At 41.6% G+C, this 17,299-nt stretch carries 17 protein-coding genes; 4 read left to right on the forward strand and 13 right to left on the reverse strand.

Features of this window, described 5'->3' with window-relative positions:
• Window positions 1–54: 54 nt before the first annotated feature.
• The 13 genes from I595_RS02590 to I595_RS02650 form a co-directional block, all read right to left on the reverse strand.
• Window positions 55–771 (reverse strand): response regulator transcription factor, encoded by a 717-nt coding sequence (locus I595_RS02590; protein ID WP_054557818.1) that lies wholly within the window; start codon window positions 769–771, stop codon window positions 55–57.
• A 6-nt stretch (window positions 772–777) separates the two neighbouring features.
• Window positions 778–2,358, reverse strand: a complete 1,581-nt coding sequence (locus tag I595_RS02595) for a sensor histidine kinase (protein ID WP_054557819.1) — start codon at window positions 2,356–2,358, stop codon at window positions 778–780.
• A gap of 71 nt (window positions 2,359–2,429) precedes the next feature.
• Entirely contained in the window at window positions 2,430–3,020 is a 591-nt protein-coding gene (gene coaE, locus I595_RS02600; RefSeq protein ID WP_316934154.1) for a dephospho-CoA kinase, read from the reverse strand.
• On the reverse strand, window positions 3,017–3,925 hold the full coding sequence (locus I595_RS02605; RefSeq protein WP_054557821.1) for a CdaR family protein: 909 nt from the start codon (window positions 3,923–3,925) through the stop codon (window positions 3,017–3,019). The genes coaE and I595_RS02605 overlap by 4 nt, the downstream gene beginning before the upstream one ends.
• Window positions 3,926–3,966: 41 nt before the next feature.
• Window positions 3,967–4,980, reverse strand: a complete 1,014-nt coding sequence (locus I595_RS02610) for a glycosyltransferase family 2 protein (RefSeq protein ID WP_054557822.1) — start codon at window positions 4,978–4,980, stop codon at window positions 3,967–3,969.
• 167 nt (window positions 4,981–5,147) lie between these two features.
• Complete coding sequence (locus I595_RS02615; protein WP_054557823.1) at window positions 5,148–5,960, reverse strand: enoyl-ACP reductase FabI; 813 nt, start codon at window positions 5,958–5,960, stop codon at window positions 5,148–5,150.
• A 47-nt stretch (window positions 5,961–6,007) separates the two neighbouring features.
• Window positions 6,008–7,660: a DNA repair protein RecN gene (gene recN / locus I595_RS02620; RefSeq protein ID WP_054557824.1), complete on the reverse strand. Its 1,653-nt coding sequence runs from the start codon at window positions 7,658–7,660 to the stop codon at window positions 6,008–6,010.
• A 49-nt stretch (window positions 7,661–7,709) separates the two neighbouring features.
• The gene (porD, locus tag I595_RS02625; protein ID WP_054557825.1) at window positions 7,710–8,600 is read right to left on the reverse strand and encodes a type IX secretion system protein PorD; all 891 of its coding nucleotides are present in this window, start codon (window positions 8,598–8,600) and stop codon (window positions 7,710–7,712) included.
• Window positions 8,593–9,801 (reverse strand): bifunctional phosphopantothenoylcysteine decarboxylase/phosphopantothenate--cysteine ligase CoaBC, encoded by a 1,209-nt coding sequence (coaBC, locus tag I595_RS02630; RefSeq protein WP_054557826.1) that lies wholly within the window; start codon window positions 9,799–9,801, stop codon window positions 8,593–8,595. Before coaBC ends, porD begins: the two co-directional genes overlap by 8 nt.
• A complete protein-coding gene (locus I595_RS02635) occupies window positions 9,802–10,128 on the reverse strand; it encodes a DNA-directed RNA polymerase subunit omega (RefSeq protein ID WP_054557827.1) in 327 nt (108 codons plus the stop codon).
• Window positions 10,129–10,143: 15 nt separating this feature from the next.
• Window positions 10,144–10,977, reverse strand: coding sequence for an outer membrane protein assembly factor BamD (locus tag I595_RS02640; RefSeq protein WP_054557828.1), 834 nt, complete (start codon window positions 10,975–10,977; stop codon window positions 10,144–10,146).
• Between the two features lie 92 nt (window positions 10,978–11,069).
• Window positions 11,070–11,969 (reverse strand): 4-hydroxy-tetrahydrodipicolinate synthase, encoded by a 900-nt coding sequence (gene dapA, locus I595_RS02645; protein WP_054557829.1) that lies wholly within the window; start codon window positions 11,967–11,969, stop codon window positions 11,070–11,072.
• Window positions 11,969–12,505, reverse strand: a complete 537-nt coding sequence (locus I595_RS02650) for a DUF6913 domain-containing protein (RefSeq protein ID WP_054557830.1) — start codon at window positions 12,503–12,505, stop codon at window positions 11,969–11,971. Before I595_RS02650 ends, dapA begins: the two co-directional genes overlap by 1 nt.
• A 69-nt stretch (window positions 12,506–12,574) precedes the next feature.
• Here I595_RS02650 and I595_RS02655 point away from each other — a divergent pair, with 69 nt between their 5' ends.
• The 4 genes from I595_RS02655 to I595_RS02670 all read left to right on the forward strand — a co-directional run bounded on the left by I595_RS02655 (window position 12,575) and on the right by I595_RS02670 (window position 17,204).
• A complete protein-coding gene (locus I595_RS02655) occupies window positions 12,575–13,336 on the forward strand; it encodes a 5'-nucleotidase C-terminal domain-containing protein (protein ID WP_054557831.1) in 762 nt (253 codons plus the stop codon).
• The gene (locus tag I595_RS02660; RefSeq protein ID WP_054557832.1) at window positions 13,333–14,247 is read left to right on the forward strand and encodes a metallophosphatase; all 915 of its coding nucleotides are present in this window, start codon (window positions 13,333–13,335) and stop codon (window positions 14,245–14,247) included. The genes I595_RS02655 and I595_RS02660 overlap by 4 nt, the downstream gene beginning before the upstream one ends.
• Before the next feature lie 73 nt (window positions 14,248–14,320).
• On the forward strand, window positions 14,321–16,141 hold the full coding sequence (locus I595_RS02665) for a Xaa-Pro dipeptidyl-peptidase (RefSeq protein ID WP_054557833.1): 1,821 nt from the start codon (window positions 14,321–14,323) through the stop codon (window positions 16,139–16,141).
• A gap of 16 nt (window positions 16,142–16,157) precedes the next feature.
• Window positions 16,158–17,204 (forward strand): DUF3089 domain-containing protein, encoded by a 1,047-nt coding sequence (locus I595_RS02670; protein ID WP_172675900.1) that lies wholly within the window; start codon window positions 16,158–16,160, stop codon window positions 17,202–17,204.
• The last annotated feature ends 95 nt before the right edge of the window (window positions 17,205–17,299 follow it).

Raw genomic sequence — 17,299 nt, forward strand, 5'->3', positions numbered from 1 at the left:
AAAAGCCCTCATAGCTTATAACTAAGAGGGCTGTCTCTTATGTTTGGATAAGGACTAACTTTCGCTATCTGTCTTCACGACCAAACGAAAACCTTCCCCATGGATATTCAAAATTTCTACTACGTCATCCCGTTTTAAATATTTTCTTAATTTGGCGATATACACGTCCATACTTCTGGAGGTGAAGTAATTATCATCTCTCCATATCTTGGTGAGTGCCAGTTCCCTTGGCATTAAATCATTTTCATGCAAAGCCAATAGACGGAGTAGTTCATTTTCTTTTGGGGATAGTTTTATCGGCTCCTCATCCTTGTATTTTAAAAACCGTAGTTTTGAATTTAAATGGAAGTTCCCAATTTCAAACTCAAACTGTTTGCTATCCGCCAAGGTATTGGATGCCTTGCGTTGCATCAAGGCCTTTAATTTTAATAAAAGTACCTCAGAATCAAAAGGCTTGTTCAAGTAATCATCCGCCCCTGCCTTATATCCCTTTAAAACGTCTTCCTTCATTGTTTTGGCCGTCAAAAAAATGATAGGGACATTTTCATTCTTTTCCCTAATTTCCTTAGCAAGGGTAAAGCCGTCTTTGTAAGGCATCATAACGTCCAATATACAGACATCGTAATTGTCTTTTTTGAATTTTTCAAAACCTTCCATTCCATTCTTTGCCAGAACGACATCAAAATCATTCATCTGCAAATAATCCTTAAGTACGATTCCAAAGTTGGGATCGTCCTCTACCAATAATATTTTTTTGTTTTCTGTTTCCATAATCTTTTAAATTAAAGGCAACTTAATGTAGAAAGTACTTCCTTTACCCTTTTCACTTTCTGCATATACTTCACCCTGATGATCATCTACTATTTTCTTCACATATGCCAGACCTAAACCGTGACCTTTGACATTGTGTAAATTTCCCGTGTGTTCCCTGTAGAACTTTTCAAATACTTTCTTTAAGACCGCCTTGCTCATGCCAGCTCCATGGTCCTCTACTTTAATGACAATGGAATTCTTTACCACCTCCGTCATTACGTTAATTTTTGGTGCTTCTGGAGAATACTTAACGGCATTGTCCAAAATATTTACGATGACATTGGTAAAGTGCATTTCGTTGGCCAATACCTCACTACGCTCTGCCATTAAATCTGTATGTATATATCCCCCCCTGTCCTCAACAATAAGCTCCACGTGCGCTATGGCATCCGTTATAATGTCGTGCAGGTCTACCCTGTCCTTACTGATATCAAGCTGATTTTTTTCCAATTTAGATATCCGTAGTACATTTTCCACCTGGGCGTGCATGCGTTTGTTCTCATCGCGTATCATTCCCAAGTAACGCAACACCTTGTCCTTGTCCTCAATGGACTTGGGGTTTCTAATGGCCTCAACGGCCAAGTTTATGGTGGCAATTGGCGTCTTAAACTCGTGTGTCATATTATTGATAAAATCAGACTTAATTTCAGAAATCTGTTTCTGCTGTATCAATTGATAAATGGCACTAGAATATGCGATTACGATGACTAAGGTGAACAACAGGGAGAGCACCGCCATGGTCATCACGCTATTGAACAAAAACTTCTTTTTCTTTGGAAAGGAAACCAGTAATGAAAAGTCTGTTTTGCCCTCACTATCCCTAAAAATGGGGGTTTCATAAATGGAAGTCTCTGCAAACTTAAATTTCTTGGACTTCACCTTAGTGGGAAAACCTTGACTATAGATACCATATTCAAAATCTATACCAACCCCTCTATTTTGAAGTTCATCTCCCAACAACAATTCTATCTCCGCATTGGATATACGTTCATGTATGGGTTTCTTTTTGGCCATTTCCCGAAACAAATCGTCATACTGGGCCTTTTCAATGGAAGATAGGTTTCCTATTCTTTCAATCTTTTCTATTGGTGTAAGCCCGTACCGTTTGCCGTCCAATCCAAAATCTTCCTTAAAAATCGTAGTGGTCCGCTTACTGGTAAAACTTTTAATCAAGGTGGAATCATTTCCACTGTCACTGTCAAAGAACATGGAGGAAACTCCGTAATCCTCCTCTAGGATACCATGCTGATAAAACTTTATTTCATCCGAACTAATATCCCTATCTACGAAAAAGATATTGTTATACTGTGAACTCTTTGGTTTGCCTACACTGTCTATGAGCTCCGCTAACTTATCTGAATAATCCTTACGTTCCCTTGCTTCTACCCTAAGGGCAACCTTATCAAGAACGTCCTCAACGGCACTGGAGAATTGTTCTCTTTTATCATCAACAGATTGTTGAATCCAGTACACCTGAACAGAAATGATACCAATGAGCGACAAACTCATTAAAACCACTAGAAGAACAAACCGTTTTTTGTTCATTGAAGTAAAATTAGAGATTTAACATTTAGGCAAATCAGCGTTTAACCTAACCTTAACAAAAATGTTAAAATTTAGATTTTATGACTAAATTTTAATAACTGGGCGTGAATTTCAAGAACGGTTTTTTTTGTTATTTCCAAGTCTGTGTTGGTAATCACAAAATTGGCCAAAGGCATTTTCTCCGCGTCTAAAAGTTGATGCGACATCCGTTCCAATACCATCTCTTTTTGCACCCCATCCCTCTCCATAACCCGCTTTATTCTTGTTTCTAAAGGCGATACCACGAGGATTACGGCATCGTAGCGTTCTTGAGCGTTATTTTCGAAAATCAAGGCGGTTTCTTGGATAACATAGGCAAACTGCTGCTTTTTTGCCCATGCTTCAAAATGGCTCCTAACGGCAGGATGTACTATTGCATTGAGTTTATCCAGTTGCTCGTCATCTGCAAAAACCACCGAGGCCAGATACTTTTTGTTCAATGTTTGGCCATGGTACGCTTGTTCACCAAATAAGGAAACGATGCGCTTCCGTAGATGTTTTGAGGTATTCATCAACCGCTTTGCTTCTGAATCGGAATCATAAACTGGGACACCTAAATCCATGAAAAAACGTGCCACCGTGCTTTTTCCACTACCAATACCTCCAGTAAGCCCTACTATCATAATTTTTCCAATACAAATTCCACGTTGTCGTGCAACAAACGTACCGAATATACTTCTTTTGGAGACTTTGCAAGATGTAAGGGCAATATGTTGCTTCCAGCTTGCATGGCCCCCAAATTAACCACTACCTTAAAATCACCAGAAGACAATACCTTTAACCTATCCATACTGGCTTTGCAAATTAACTTTACGGTACTGGGAAAAATACGCGCCCGATACCCTTCTGGCACTTCTAACGGTATAATCCTTAGTTCAAACTCTTTTTCTGAAAAGCTTTCAACTATCCCAGAAATTTCTGTGGTAGCCTCCAAAAGTTCACTTTTTACAAAACCTTCGGGAGCAACTAATTGCACATTTTTAGAGAAATTGGCCGTTACATTTTCCAGTTTCGATGGTTCAGTCTCAATACTTTGGATACCTGACAACTCTGCCACCGGACCTTTTATGGTAACGCTATCCGGTCTTAGCGATAATTTTTCCCTCAATATATAGTTTGGAGCCAATTGTAGCTCCAATCTAGGCTTTACCGGAACCCTTTTCACCATGACCTTGTCTAGGTTGAGCATATATCGCCTTTGATCGAGCGGCAAGAGGGATACATTATTTGGTAGTTGTCTTTCTAGTTGGGGTTTTAACTGTTCATCCGTTAAGTAAAAATTACCGTCAACCTCTTTAACCTTCTGAACATCTACCACTAGGGTTTTACTCCAAAGTGCGTATCTTAAAAATTGAAATCCACTGCTTCTTAGTTTAGTACTCAACATGGGAGTAACCTCAGCATCTAACAACAAACTATCTGGAAGGTGTTGCATCTGTACGGGAAATACGGCCCTAGCTTCGTAGGTTTCGGACAGTTGACTAATGGTCCAAGCCAGGGAGGATGCAGCTAAAAAAACTAGAAACATCTTAAACTTACGTTTATTGATTTGCCTAAAGAATGACCTCACTAGCTTTGATTTTTGGTGAAAAACAATTCAGGAAATAGCTGTTCTGCTGGCTTATTTCCTACCATAAGGTAAACCGTGGACGTAAGAAATCCTATACCATACCCAAATAATTGAACCATAGTGGCAAATACTGCAAGAACTCCAATAAGAACACTCTTATTCTGCGTGGTTGCGTGTAACAGCACGGCCAAAAAATACAGTATATAAGCCCATATTAAAAAACTGTTCCCTAAGAGCAATAAAATAAGGCCCAAACAAAAAACTAAAAAGAAAACCGTGGGCAACCAGTAGGTAATCCTACGAGTGCCAGGATGCCAAGTGTTCAAAATTGGTCTTACTTTTCCAAACTTATGTACCTGTGTGAAAAACTTGTTCCAATTGACACGTCTTTTGTGATAGACATAGGCCTTGGAAAACAGCCGGGTTTCAAATCCGGAATCCCAGATTCTAAATGTAAGGTCAGGGTCTTCACCTGGATGGATATTTCCAAATCCGCCTGTAGCCTCAAAGGCTTTTTTAGAAATACCCATATTAAAGCTACGGGGCTGAAACTTGTCCAGTTGGGCTTTTCCTCCCCTAATACCGCCCGTGGTAAAAAAAGAGGTCATGCTATAATTAATAGCCTTTTGGGTTAACGTAAAAGACTCGTGCGCCGCATCTGGCCCGCCAAAACAATCCACGTATTTGGTAGAAAGCTCTTTTTCTACTTCTTTCAAATAGTTTTCCGGTAGCAAACAATCAGAATCAAGAATGATGAAGTAATTGCCCTTAGCCCTTTTCATACCAAAGTTTCTAGAATCACCTGGGCCAGTATTTTCCTTTCTAAAATAGGATATATCTAATTGTTTTTTGAAAGATTCCACAACGTCATATGATGCGATGCCAGAACCATCCTCAACAATAACAACTTCAAAAGGTGTTTGGTAATTTAAACGGAGTATGCTATCCAAAAGCTCTTTAATCTCTTGAGGACGATTGTAAACAGGAATGATAAAAGAAAAATACTGCTCCATCAATTTTTATTCACCAAACCAACAAGGGTTGATTAGCATTTAAAACAACAAAAAGCAACCGAGCAAAGGATGCTGTAAAAAAACCATCCCTTCACGGGGATGGCCTGTTTGTTATTGCTTTCCTATCACCTAAGACGCCATCTGGACCCAAATTCCATTAAAAGCGGCTACTCGGTAAAAACATCTATAACTTCCTGACTCACGCCGGTATTGGAAAATCCGCCATCATGAAATAAGTTTTGCATGGTCACCTTACGGGTTAGGTCTGAAAACAAGGATACCGTATAATCCGCACAATCGGCAGCAGTGGCGTTGCCCAAGGGCGACATTTTTTCAGCATAGGCAATAAAACCATCAAAACCTTTAACCCCTTGTCCCGCGGTTGTTGGGGTTGGCGATTGGGATATGGTATTGACACGTACTTTCTTTTCCTTTCCAAAGAAATAACCAAAACTACGGGCAACAGACTCCAAATAGGCTTTATTGTCTGCCATATCATTGTAATCTGGGAAGGTCCGTTGGGCAGCCATATATGTTAATGCCACAATACTGCCCCACTCATTCATAGCATCTGCCTTGTACAAAGACTGCATCACTTTATGGAAGGAAAGTGCAGATACATCCCAGCCTTTAGCCGTAAAATCATATTTCTCATCCGTATAGGCCCTACCTTTTCTCACATTAACGGACATCCCAATGGAATGCAACACAAAATCCAGTTTTCCCCCTAAAATTTCCATGGATTTGGTCACCAAGTTTTCCAAATCTTCCTCATTGGTGGCATCGGCAGGGATAATCTCCGAGCCTGTTTTCTCTGCCAAAGTTTTTATTTGCCCCATGCGCATTGCAATGGGAGCGTTAGTTAAAACAAAGGTTCCCCCTTCTTCATGAATTCTTTCCGCTGTTTTCCAAGCTATGGAGTTTTCATCCAAGGCTCCAAAAATAATCCCGCGTTTTCCTTTTAATAAATTATATGCCATGTAGTTTAAAATTGGTTTATCAACAAAGATATTTAAAAAAGAATGCTTTAGCCCAAAAGCTGTTTTGCATGTGCAAGGGCAGAATCTGTTAAGTTTTTACCCCCGAGCATTTCGGCCAGTTCTTGGACGCGTTCTTCTTTGGTCAAAAGCCTCATTCCCGTTGCTGTAGTATTTCCCTCCACTGTTTTGAACACTTTGAACTGTGAAGCGCCCTTGGCGGCTACTTGTGGCAAATGTGTTATTGAGAAAACCTGCATGGATTCCCCCATTTCCTGCATAATATCCCCCATTTTATTCGAAATTTCGCCAGAGACCCCAGTATCAATCTCATCGAACATTAAGGTGGGCAATTGTTCATACTTGGCCAAAATGGATTTTATGGTCAACATGATCCTGGACAACTCCCCTCCAGAGGCCACTTTTTTAAGCGCTCCAAAAGAAGACCCCTTATTGGCCGAAAACAAAAAACTTAAGTTATCCTTTCCGTTTGGTTTAAAATCACTGGCCTCTTGAATTTCCACCTTAAATTGGGCCGCAGCCATCCCCAAGGAGGACATACGTTCATGAAGCGATTTTTTAAGTTCAGGAATAACGGCTTTCCTCCTGCTTCTAATCTCGCTAGCCAATTTTTCTAATTGTAGCCTAATTTTTTCTTGTTGTTGCTCATGGGCCTCAATATCAGAATCAATGGTTATCGAGATTGCTACCTTGTCCGATAAGGTTTCCTTAATGGCCATAAGGCCCTCCACACTATCGGTCTGATGTTTTTTAAATAAATCGTTTAGTTGTTGCAACACGCCATTGACCTCTTCAAGTCTTTGTGGATCGGCCTCAACCCCGTCTTTTAATGTATCCAACTCACCTCTTATGTCATCCAACTCAATACGAACAGCCTGTATGCGCTCGTTCAAGGAAGCATAGGACTGGCCAAAACCTTTTAATCTTTGAAAAGCTTGTTGCAAGCCATTTAAACTGGCCAGCAACCCAATTTGCTCTTCATTGAGCAACTGATCACTTTGGCTCAACAGTAACATAATATCTTCTACGTTACTTAATTGTTCCTGCTCCTCCTCCAAGGCTTCCAGCATGCCACTTCTTAACGTTACCTTTTCCAATTCTTCTAGGAGAAAGGTATTATAATCCAACTCTTTTAAGGTATTTGCTTTTTTGTCCAGTAAGGAATTTAAGGATTTTTCCACCTTTTTAAATTCTTGCAGGTTAATGGTGTAATCTTGCAGCAGCTTGCCGTTGTCAGCGAGGGCATCTAACACCCTAAACTGAAACTCATTCTCCGTAAGCTGCATGGTTTGGTGCTGGGAGTGTACATCCACCAACCGTGACCCTAAACTGGATAATATCTGCAAGGTTACCGGAGTATCGTTGATAAAGGCCCTAGACTTGCCGCTTGGTAAAATCTCCCTTCTAAGTATGGTCTGTGGCTCGTAGTCCAGATCATTGACTTTAAAAAACGGTTGCAGCCCATAACCCGCAATACCAAACTGGGCTTCAATGACGCATTTTCTTGAATTTTCCTTTAGGGCGGATAGGTCTGCACGTTTACCCAAGACCAAGGACAGGCCGCCTAGCAGTATAGACTTTCCAGCACCTGTTTCCCCCGTGATGGTGGTAAAACCTTGATTAAAATGCACCTCAAGGGCATCAATTAAGGCATAATTCTGTATGGAAAGTTGGTTTAGCACTACCTATCGCATTTAAGTGCGCAAAGATAGTTGATAGACGGGAAATATATCAATACTTGATTTTATTCCAGGTATTGGAATAAAACGGTGCCACCTTGTTTAGGCTTTCTTTTAATTTTACGATATCCACCTTTGGTCCATCGGAAAAAATATTCTGGATTTCTTCGGCTTTGGCATCAAAAAAAGTTTGTATCAAAAAGGCGTTTGGCCTACGTTTTATCAAAGTTTCAAATAGGCGCAAACTGCCAGCGATGACCTGTTTGCCATTACTATTGTTATCTCCCAAAATATCCAGTCCCTTGCGGTGGTAATTGTACATGGCGATGCGGTATTCCCTAAAGGTGTTGGACATGAGGTTGTCCACCAGTTCAAACCTGGTCCGTTCCCCGGTTTCCTGTGCCCAACCAGAGAAATTGGTGCCCTGTGCTTGCGTAACGATATTCTGCGCCTCCCTAAAGAAGTCATCACCTCCTTGCAATGCGAATGTATCGGCATCCAAACCTAGAATAATGTAAACATAGAAGGCCAACACGCCAACAAGGTTAGAGTCGAACGAATTTGGATTATAGACCAAAGGCTCAAATTCCTGATACTGAAAATTAAAGGCATTGTCCTTATAATTAAAAACAGAGGTGTCATAAGCGGTGTTAAATACCGGTCTAGAGGATTGTACCTGCAGGGTAGCCTCAAACCTATCGGAATCAAACTCCGTTATGGTGATAAAAATCCGGGCATTTACACGTTCATTCTCCTCATAAATCCTGTTGGTCCATTTGCTTTTATTGACAAAATCCGCAATTTCGCGTTCCAAGGTCTCAAATACCTGTTGGTTAGTCTGTGCAATCTGATCTGCATTTACGGTGACCTCACAATTAAGTTCCTGCCCGTAGTTTATGGCATTCACACACATCAACACTAATAAGAGAATTGTTTTACGCATCTATCCGCTGAATAATTTCTGCCCAAATGTCGGAAGCTACTTCTGACTTCGCCTTCAAATTAAACGCTTTAACCACCAAATTCTTGTCTATAAAAGTGACTTTGTTAGTGTTGCTACCAAAACCGGCCCCTGAATCCTCTAGGGAATTTAACACAATGGCATCAAGGTTTTTCTTTTGAAGTTTGATTTTGGCGTTTTTTAGACCATCTTGGGATTCCAGGGCAAACCCCACCACATACTGGTGTACTTTTTGCTTGCCCATATCGGCCAAAATATCCTTGGTACGTTCCAATGCCAGAGTCAGTGGTGCATCGCTCTTTTTTTTAATTTTTTGGACCGCAATTTCTTTAGGCCGATAATCTGCTACCGCTGCCGCACCAATAGCGATATTTACCGTAGCGAAACGCTGGTGCACCGCTTGGTACATTTCTTCGGCAGAGGTCACACGGATAAGCGAAATAGAATGGTGTGCAACGGTAAGGGCGGTAGGACCAGCAATTAGAAACACCTGAGCCCCAAGATCAGCAGCCTTCTTGGCCAGTTCAAAACCCATGGTACCCGTGGATTTATTACCTAAATACCGCACAGGGTCAATAGCTTCATGCGTTGGACCCGCGGTAATTAAAACCTTTTTACCGTTTAGGGGCAACCCCGCCGCCAAGGACCTTTTTAAAAAAAGGAGGATGTTTTCTGGTTCTGCCATCCTGCCTTCGCCGCTAAGACCACTGGCCAATTCGCCAGTCTCCGCGGGAATCATGGTATTGCCAAAACTTAACAATTGCCTAAATGATTGTTTGGTAGAAGGATGTTTGTACATATCCAAATCCATTGCCGGAGCAAAAAATACCGGACATTTAGCGGAAAGGTAGGTGGCCATGAGCAAATTATCACAATTGCCAGTGGCCATTTTAGAAAGTGTGTTTGCCGTGGCAGGGGCAATGAGGAAAATATCTGCCCACAGGCCAAGGTCTACATGGTTGTTCCAAGACAAACTCCCATCCTCTTCCTTAACAAAATCCATAAGTACGGGATTTTTGGACAGGGTAGAGAGCGTTAAGGGAGAAACAAAAGAGCTGGCACTTTGGGTAAGGATTACCTTGACCTCAGCACCAGCTTTTATCAATAATCGGACTAAAAACGTTGTTTTATAAGCAGCGATTCCCCCGGTAATCCCTAAGAGAACATTTTTTCCGCTTAACATTTATGAGTCTTTCTCCGTATTTCTGTGGTAGATTTTGTCATCTAACCATTCCTGCACCGCCAAGGCGTGTGGCTTTGGCAGTTTTTCGTAAAATTTGGAAACCTCTATCTGTTCTTTATTCTCAAAAACCTCTTCTAGGCTATCACTGTACGTAGCAAACTCCTCCAACTTTTCCAACAGTTCCTTCTTGATTTCAGAATTTATTTGGACTGCACGTTTTGCCGCAATGGAAATGGCCTCGTAGATATTTTCTGTGGGCGCATCAAACTCGTTCTTATTATGGGTAATGGTTGAAACCGGCGCCTTGGTGTTTTTTAAATCGTTCATAGAATTACAACTAGGTTATTTGGACAGGGCTTTGTCCCTGTTCAGGTTTTTTTCAATTTTTTTAAGCAAACTGGAAGCTTCTTTTTCAAACTTAGTATCTGGATAAGCCTTTATTAAATCCTCATAAAAGTCTTTAGCCTCTTGAAAACGTTCTGGTTGTCTGGAGAAAATACTATTCTCTGCCCAAAATGTGGCCGCTTTTAATCGATAATAAAGGGCATCCTCTTTGTAGATGGATCCAGGATTTTCACTAATAAAATTATTAAGGGCCGCAACAGCGGAAACCAACCTTGGCAAATCAAATTCACCAATCTTTTCATACTGTTTGGCAATTTCAATTTCCTTCTTTTGTTTTTTTCTGGTAAGTTCCTGTGCCATGGTATTGGCCTCCTCAAAATATTCCGAATCTGGATAGGTATTTATAAAGTTCTGTAACTTGGCAAGTGCCTTGTTGGTATCCGTCTGGTCCAATGAGTATTTTGGGGAAACCATATAATAACTCTTGGCTTCCAAAAACAGGGCTTCTTGTAACTTTTCGCTTTGAGGGTAGGATTTGATGAATCGCTCAAATTGATATCCAGAGAGATAGTAATCCCCATCCTTAAAATAGGAATCCGCGAAAAAGAACATGACCCGCTCACCTTGCGGCTTGCCCACATACTTTGGCATAATTTGCTCAAATAACCGTTTGGCGCGCATATAGTCCCCATCATTATAAAACTTCTCGGCCATATCATACTTTGGCTTCACCTCGGTATTCTTGAGCACCTTTTGGTACTCATTGCACGAAAGAAGAAATAAAGAGAAGCAAACCATTGCGGTAAACTGCCTTGCCATTTTTAAAAACATCCTGCAAAATTAATGATTCTAAGTAGAAATCAAAGTTTTATAGCGATTAAAGTAACACCATATGTTTATGGCATGCCTGCTTTTAGCAAACTTTAACGTGCGGCAGCAATGGTAGGCTGAAACGCCTTTAGAAAAGACGCAATCCGTTTTCTTAAATCCACGGAAACTTTCACCAGTGGAAGACGCACCGCGGAATTCATAAAACCAAGTTCTGCAAAAACGCTTTTTATTCCCGCGGGATTGCCTTCTTCAAAAATTAAGTGCATACCGTTTAGCAGGCTTTGGTGGATTTCATAAGCCTGCTCAGATTCACCTTGCAATCCCAGCTGGATCATCTTAGAGAATGGACCGGGCAACCCTTGGCCCAGTACTGAAATGACCCCGCTCCCACCCGCAAGAACAGTGGCCAATGCCGTAAAATCATCACCAGAAATAATATGGAAACCATCAGGTTTGTGTTTAAGTAGCATATCCAATTGCGGCATATTGCCACAAGCCTCTTTAATCCCAATGATGTTGTCAAAATCCCTTGCCAAGCGCAGGGTAGTTTCCGGTAGCATATTACTACCCGTTCTTGAGGGCACATTATAAAGGATGATAGGCAATTTAGACGCTTCAGAGAGCGCCTTAAAATGTTGGTAAATGCCTTCTTGGGTTGGCTTGTTGTAGGCTGGGGAAACGGATAAAACAGCCTCAAAATCCATATAGTCCATGGTGGCCAATTCCTCTACCACTGCAAGGGTATTGTTCCCTCCTACCCCAACCACCAAGGGCAATCTTCCGGCATTGATCAAGGAAACATGGGCCATGATCTTTTTTTTCTCCTCTGTCGTCAAGGTTACGGATTCTCCCGTTGTTCCCAATACAACCAAGTAGTCTACTCCATTGGCAATTTGATATTCCACAATTTTGGTCAAGGCGTCAAAATCAACCCCACCTTTAACGTCAAACGGGGTAACCAATGCTACGCCAGTACCTATTACATTGTCCATCAATCAATCTCTTTAAAAATCCTTAAATACTTTTTTAGTTCTGATGTAAAGGTGGTAAAGTCATTTAGGTCCGTTTTGAACATTAAATCATTGATATTGTTCGCTACCCCGGAAAAACCAACGCGCAACCTTGCGTTTACCTTTACGGTCAATAGCTTAAGCATCAATAGGTCTTCCGCATAATAATTGATGAGTAGATCATAGTCCCTACTGGTAAATTCTGCCACATGGCTGTTTTCAATGGAACCGTTCCAGCCAAGATCTCTATCGGTATAAAATTGAATGGAGAACGGTGTATTTTTATCCTGTCCCCTTCTGTAACCAATGATCTGGATGGCATTTGGCGGCAACCCAAATTCCTTTTTAAGCGCATTAAACTTCTCTGCGTTTGGAAAATGGTCCATATCTACAATACAGGCTATGGAACGTATGCCCTTTTGCCTGTTTTCCGGCACTTTTCTTTTGGGCAACTCATCTTCTAAATATTTAAGACCTGACTTAACCTTAAATTTATCCTGGATAGCACGAAATATCATCTACGAATTATGCATTTTTGCAAATGTAGGTAATATCCCAACGATCCGAATACGAAGATACTTTAGCTAATGGGTTTAAAAATAAAACATTTTGTTATATTTATAACTTTTTTATCTGTAGGTTGCCAACGACATCCCCAACAACTGACTAAAGTTGAAGCCTCAAGAATAACCGTTTCCGATAGCATTATAGGGAATGATTCCATCACATTTTTTATAGCTCCCTATAAAAAGCGAATTGATGCCGTTTTAGACAGTACCTTGGCGTATGTTCCCAAGGACCTGGTCAAAAACGACGGTGAACGCAATACGTCGGCGGGAAACTTTTTGGCAGATGCCATTTTGGAACAGGCCAATCCCATTTTTACATCTAGAACAGGGAAACAGATAGATTTTGTGGTGCTTAACCATGGTGGAATCCGCTCCATCATCTCCAAAGGAAACGTCAATGCACGCACAGCCTATCAATTTATGCCCTTTGAGAATACGATTGTGGTCGTGGAAATGAGCGGGACTTCGGTAAAAGACCTCTTTACGTTTTTAGCGAATTCTGGAAGGGCCCACCCAGTGGCCAATACCAAGTTGATTGTAGAGGGCTCCAATACTTTTACCAAAATGGAAATCAACGGCAAACCGTTTGATGAAAACCAAACCTACTTTGTGGCTACCAATGACTATTTAGTGCAAGGTGGGGATGATATGGGGTTTTTTAAGAACCGTAGTGGCATTACCAATCTTGATTACCTGGTGCGTAATGCCATCATAGATTATTTTAAAAAAATGGATACCATTACGGCCAATGTTGACGACCGTTTTATACAAATACCATGAAAAGACGTTCCTTTATTACCAAAACAACAGCTACAGGTGCTTTTTTGGGCCTTGCAGGAATGCAACTTGGCTCTTGCAAGCCTAACGGAACAAAAAAAATAACCATTTTGCACACCAATGATGTGCATAGCCATATCGACCCCTTTCCAAGTGACCATGCCCGCTATGCCAATCTTGGCGGTTTGGCCAGACGGGCCAACTTGGTGACACAACTTAGGCGGGAAAACCCAAATACCCTCCTATTTGATGCAGGCGACATCTTCCAAGGTACACCCTACTTCAATTTTTACGGTGGTGAATTGGAATTCAAGCTCATGAGCCTACTAAAGTATGATGCAGCAACCATTGGTAACCATGATTTTGATAATGGCATTGATGGGCTCTATGCCCAAACACCACATGCCAAATTTGAACTTCTTTCCGCTAATTATGACTTCAAAAACACCGTGATGGATGGGGTGGTCAAACCTTACAAAATCTTTACGGTTGATGGGGTTAAGGTTGGAGTTTACGGCCTTGGCATTGCCTTGGATGGATTGGTAACCCCAAAACTTTATAAAGAGACTAAGTATGAAGATCCGTATGAAGTGGCTTTGGACATGGAACGGATCTTAAAAGAAGATGAGGGATGTGACCTAATTATATGCCTATCCCACCTAGGATATGATTATGAAGGTAACCCTAACCGCCCGGATGACGTCCGTCTAGCGAGTGCCACGTACCATACCAATTTAATCATTGGAGGACATACCCATACTTTTCTGGATAAGCCAGATGTAAGGACTAACGCGGTGGGCAAGCCCGTTTTGGTGAATCAAGTAGGGTGCTATGGGCTCCATTTGGGGAAAATTGATTTTTATTTTGATAAACAGAACAACAGCAACACAGAAGGCGTCAGCATACAAATATAATGGCAGCATGTAATATCCTAGCAGAGGGAAACCTGTTTCAGGTTTTCGTATTTTTAATGTAAATAATTTTTTTATGAAACTAAGAACATGGTACACCCTTTTAATAGTGTTGGTCACCATCAACACTTTTGGACAGGGAGCTTCTGAAGCCAGACCTATATTTAAAGACGGTGAAGCACAAATTGTAGCAGCTTTTTCAAAACCTTCAGAATGGCTGCGCCACGATCTTTTTGTAGAAACAGAATTTGATACGGATGGTGATGGTAAATTGGACAGGATGCACGTATCCGTTACCCGCCCAAAACAAACCGAAACCCAAGGATTAAAGCTGCCAATAATTTATGTGTCAAGCCCTTATTTTGCGGGAGTGGCCCCAAATGTTGATGGGCTCTTTTGGGACGTAAAGCATGAGCTTGGGGAAATGCCAAACCCCAGAGTACATCCAGAGGTGAAACGGCTGGGCGAACGTCCTATCATCTCCAACTCCCATATTAAAAAATGGGTTCCCCGGGGTTACATTGTGGTACATTCCTCCTCTCCCGGAACAGGATTATCCCAAGGCTCCCCAACCGTTGGGGGAGATAATGAATCCCTTGCGCCAAAAGCCGTTATCGATTGGTTAAACGGACGTGCAAAGGGCTACACGGAGCCTTATGGTGATGAAACCGTTGAAGCGTTTTGGTCCACTGGTAAGGTGGGTATGACGGGTACCTCATACAACGGAACCATACCATTGGCAGCAGCAACCACTGGTGTGGACGGATTGGAGGCCATTATCCCAATTGCTCCAAACACCTCTTATTACCACTATTACCGCTCCAATGGTTTGGTACGCTCCCCTGGTGGATACTTAGGGGAAGATATAGATGTGCTGTATGATTTTATCCATAGCGGTGAGGAATCCAAACGTCCCTACAACAACAAAACCGTAAGGGATACGGAAATGAAAAATGGGATGGATAGAATTACGGGGGATTATAATGAATTTTGGGCCGGCAGGGATTATCTCAACGACATGGGACCCATGAAGGCAGCCTTGTTGATGTCCCATGGGTTTAACGACTGGAACGTAATGCCAGAACATAGTTACCGCATCTACAAAGCCGCCAAAGAAAAAGGATTGCCCGTGCAAATCTACTACCACCAAAACGGACATGGCGGACCGCCACCATTACGCTTAATGAACCGTTGGTTCACCAAGTATCTGCATGGAGAGGACAATGGGGTGGAACAAGACCCAAAAGCATATATCGTTAGGGAAAATGATGCACAAGACCAACCCACCGCATATCCGGACTATCCACATCCCAATGCGGAAATGGTAAAGCTTTACCCCACCAATGGCGGAAACACCCTAGGCGGCCTAAGTCTAAAGAAAACTAAAAAACAAGGCAAGGAAACTGCGATTGATGACTACAAGGTTAGCGGTAGCCAATTAGCATCTTCGCCATCCTCCGAGCATCGGTTGTTATATGTTACCCCAAGACTACAACAGGATATAAACATCTCCGGAACACCAAAAATAGCAATTAAAGTAGCTAGCAGTAAACCAGCGGTAAACCTTTCCGTTTGGTTGGTGTCCTTACCGTGGAATGGTGATGCAAAAGCAAAAATTACCGATAACGTAATTACCCGTGGGTGGGCGGACCCTCAAAACTACAAATCGTTAACTGAGAGCAAACCACTTCAACCCGGAAAATTTTATGAGATGAAGTTTGAACTGATGCCGGATGACCAGATTATCCCTGCGGGGCAGCAAATTGGGGTCATGATATTTTGTAGCGACCAGGAATATACGCTCCATCCTAAACCAGGCACGGAACTAACGGTAGATTTAGATGAAACTACCCTAACGTTACCCGTAATTGATGGTAAGGAATCATTTAAATTTTAAACTACCCTATGGTTTGATGGTTTTAAAAACTAAAACAACCCTTATCCGTATTCCATTACTTTATTTTACCGTATTGGTTATCAACCTTTTGGGCTGTAAGACTTATGGACCTGTCAATGTGTTTAACGACCAAAATCCAAAACGGATAAATTATGGGGAGCTAAGAAACTGGGCAGCACATCCGGATAAACGGGATAATGCAGATTTGATTCCTGATTCTGATGGCACTGCCAAAAGCAATTTGCCTGCGGATGTATTCTTTATTCACCCCACCATTTATAACGACAAGGGCAAGGATTTACCATGGAATCCCAGTATCGATGACACGGAGCTAAATCAACGTGTGGACAATTCTACCATTAAATTTCAAGCCAGCGCATTTAATGCTGCAGGACGTGTGTTTGCCCCAAGGTATAGACAGGCACACTTGGTCAGTTATAGCAGTACAGATACGCTTTCTGCAAAAAAAGCCTTTGCTTTGGCATATGCCGATGTGAAAAATGCTTTTGAACATTATTTGAAATATTACAATAACGGCAGGCCAATAATCATTGCAAGCCACAGTCAAGGCACCACCCATGCAGGTCCTTTAATCAAAGAGTTCTTTGATGGCAGCAGAATTCAACAGCAGTTGGTCGCCGCCTATCTTGTGGGGATGCCAATATCCAAAGACTACTTTGAGCGAATTTTTCCATGCGAGTCACCAACTGATTTAAATTGCTTTACGTCATGGCGTACTTTTAGAAAGGGATACGTCCCCACCGACAGGCCTGTTGGTGACGCTATTTTGGTTACCAATCCGTTGAGCTGGACAACGGATACCACCTACGTTTCGGCCAATAAAAACGAAGGTGCCGTTCTACGTAATTTCAATAAAATCCTGACAAAACGGGTGGATGCCCAAATTCACGAGGGTGTTCTTTGGGCAAATAAACCCAGATTCCCTTGGAGTTTTTTATTGAGACGTAAGAATTATCATATCGCAGATATCAATTTCTACTATGTGGACATTAGGAATAATGCCAAATTAAGGGTGCAAAAATGGTTGGAAGCCAGAAATTAAACCATCCTTTTAGCCAGCTTATTCCTCTATTGGGCTACCAATATTTTAAGCTCAACTTTTATAATTACATCCACAGGAGCATAGGATATAAAATG

Source organism: Croceitalea dokdonensis DOKDO 023, from assembly GCF_001306415.1.
Lineage (GTDB): Bacteria > Bacteroidota > Bacteroidia > Flavobacteriales > Flavobacteriaceae > Croceitalea > Croceitalea dokdonensis.

Coding starts and splice junctions, on each gene's coding strand:
- I595_RS02590 (WP_054557818.1), bottom strand. CDS start 771: ATGGAAACAGAAAACAAAAAAATATTATTGGTAGAGGACGATCCCAAC.
- I595_RS02595 (WP_054557819.1), bottom strand. CDS start 2,358: ATGAACAAAAAACGGTTTGTTCTTCTAGTGGTTTTAATGAGTTTGTCG.
- coaE (WP_316934154.1), bottom strand. CDS start 3,020: ATGATAGTAGGGCTTACTGGAGGTATTGGTAGTGGAAAAAGCACGGTG.
- I595_RS02605 (WP_054557821.1), bottom strand. CDS start 3,925: ATGTTTCTAGTTTTTTTAGCTGCATCCTCCCTGGCTTGGACCATTAGT.
- I595_RS02610 (WP_054557822.1), bottom strand. CDS start 4,980: ATGGAGCAGTATTTTTCTTTTATCATTCCTGTTTACAATCGTCCTCAA.
- I595_RS02615 (WP_054557823.1), bottom strand. CDS start 5,960: ATGGCATATAATTTATTAAAAGGAAAACGCGGGATTATTTTTGGAGCC.
- porD (WP_054557825.1), bottom strand. CDS start 8,600: ATGCGTAAAACAATTCTCTTATTAGTGTTGATGTGTGTGAATGCCATA.
- coaBC (WP_054557826.1), bottom strand. CDS start 9,801: ATGTTAAGCGGAAAAAATGTTCTCTTAGGGATTACCGGGGGAATCGCT.
- I595_RS02635 (WP_054557827.1), bottom strand. CDS start 10,128: ATGAACGATTTAAAAAACACCAAGGCGCCGGTTTCAACCATTACCCAT.
- I595_RS02640 (WP_054557828.1), bottom strand. CDS start 10,977: ATGTTTTTAAAAATGGCAAGGCAGTTTACCGCAATGGTTTGCTTCTCT.
- dapA (WP_054557829.1), bottom strand. CDS start 11,969: ATGGACAATGTAATAGGTACTGGCGTAGCATTGGTTACCCCGTTTGAC.
- I595_RS02650 (WP_054557830.1), bottom strand. CDS start 12,505: ATGATATTTCGTGCTATCCAGGATAAATTTAAGGTTAAGTCAGGTCTT.
- I595_RS02655 (WP_054557831.1), top strand. CDS start 12,575: ATGGGTTTAAAAATAAAACATTTTGTTATATTTATAACTTTTTTATCT.
- I595_RS02660 (WP_054557832.1), top strand. CDS start 13,333: ATGAAAAGACGTTCCTTTATTACCAAAACAACAGCTACAGGTGCTTTT.
- I595_RS02665 (WP_054557833.1), top strand. CDS start 14,321: ATGAAACTAAGAACATGGTACACCCTTTTAATAGTGTTGGTCACCATC.
- I595_RS02670 (WP_172675900.1), top strand. CDS start 16,158: ATGGTTTTAAAAACTAAAACAACCCTTATCCGTATTCCATTACTTTAT.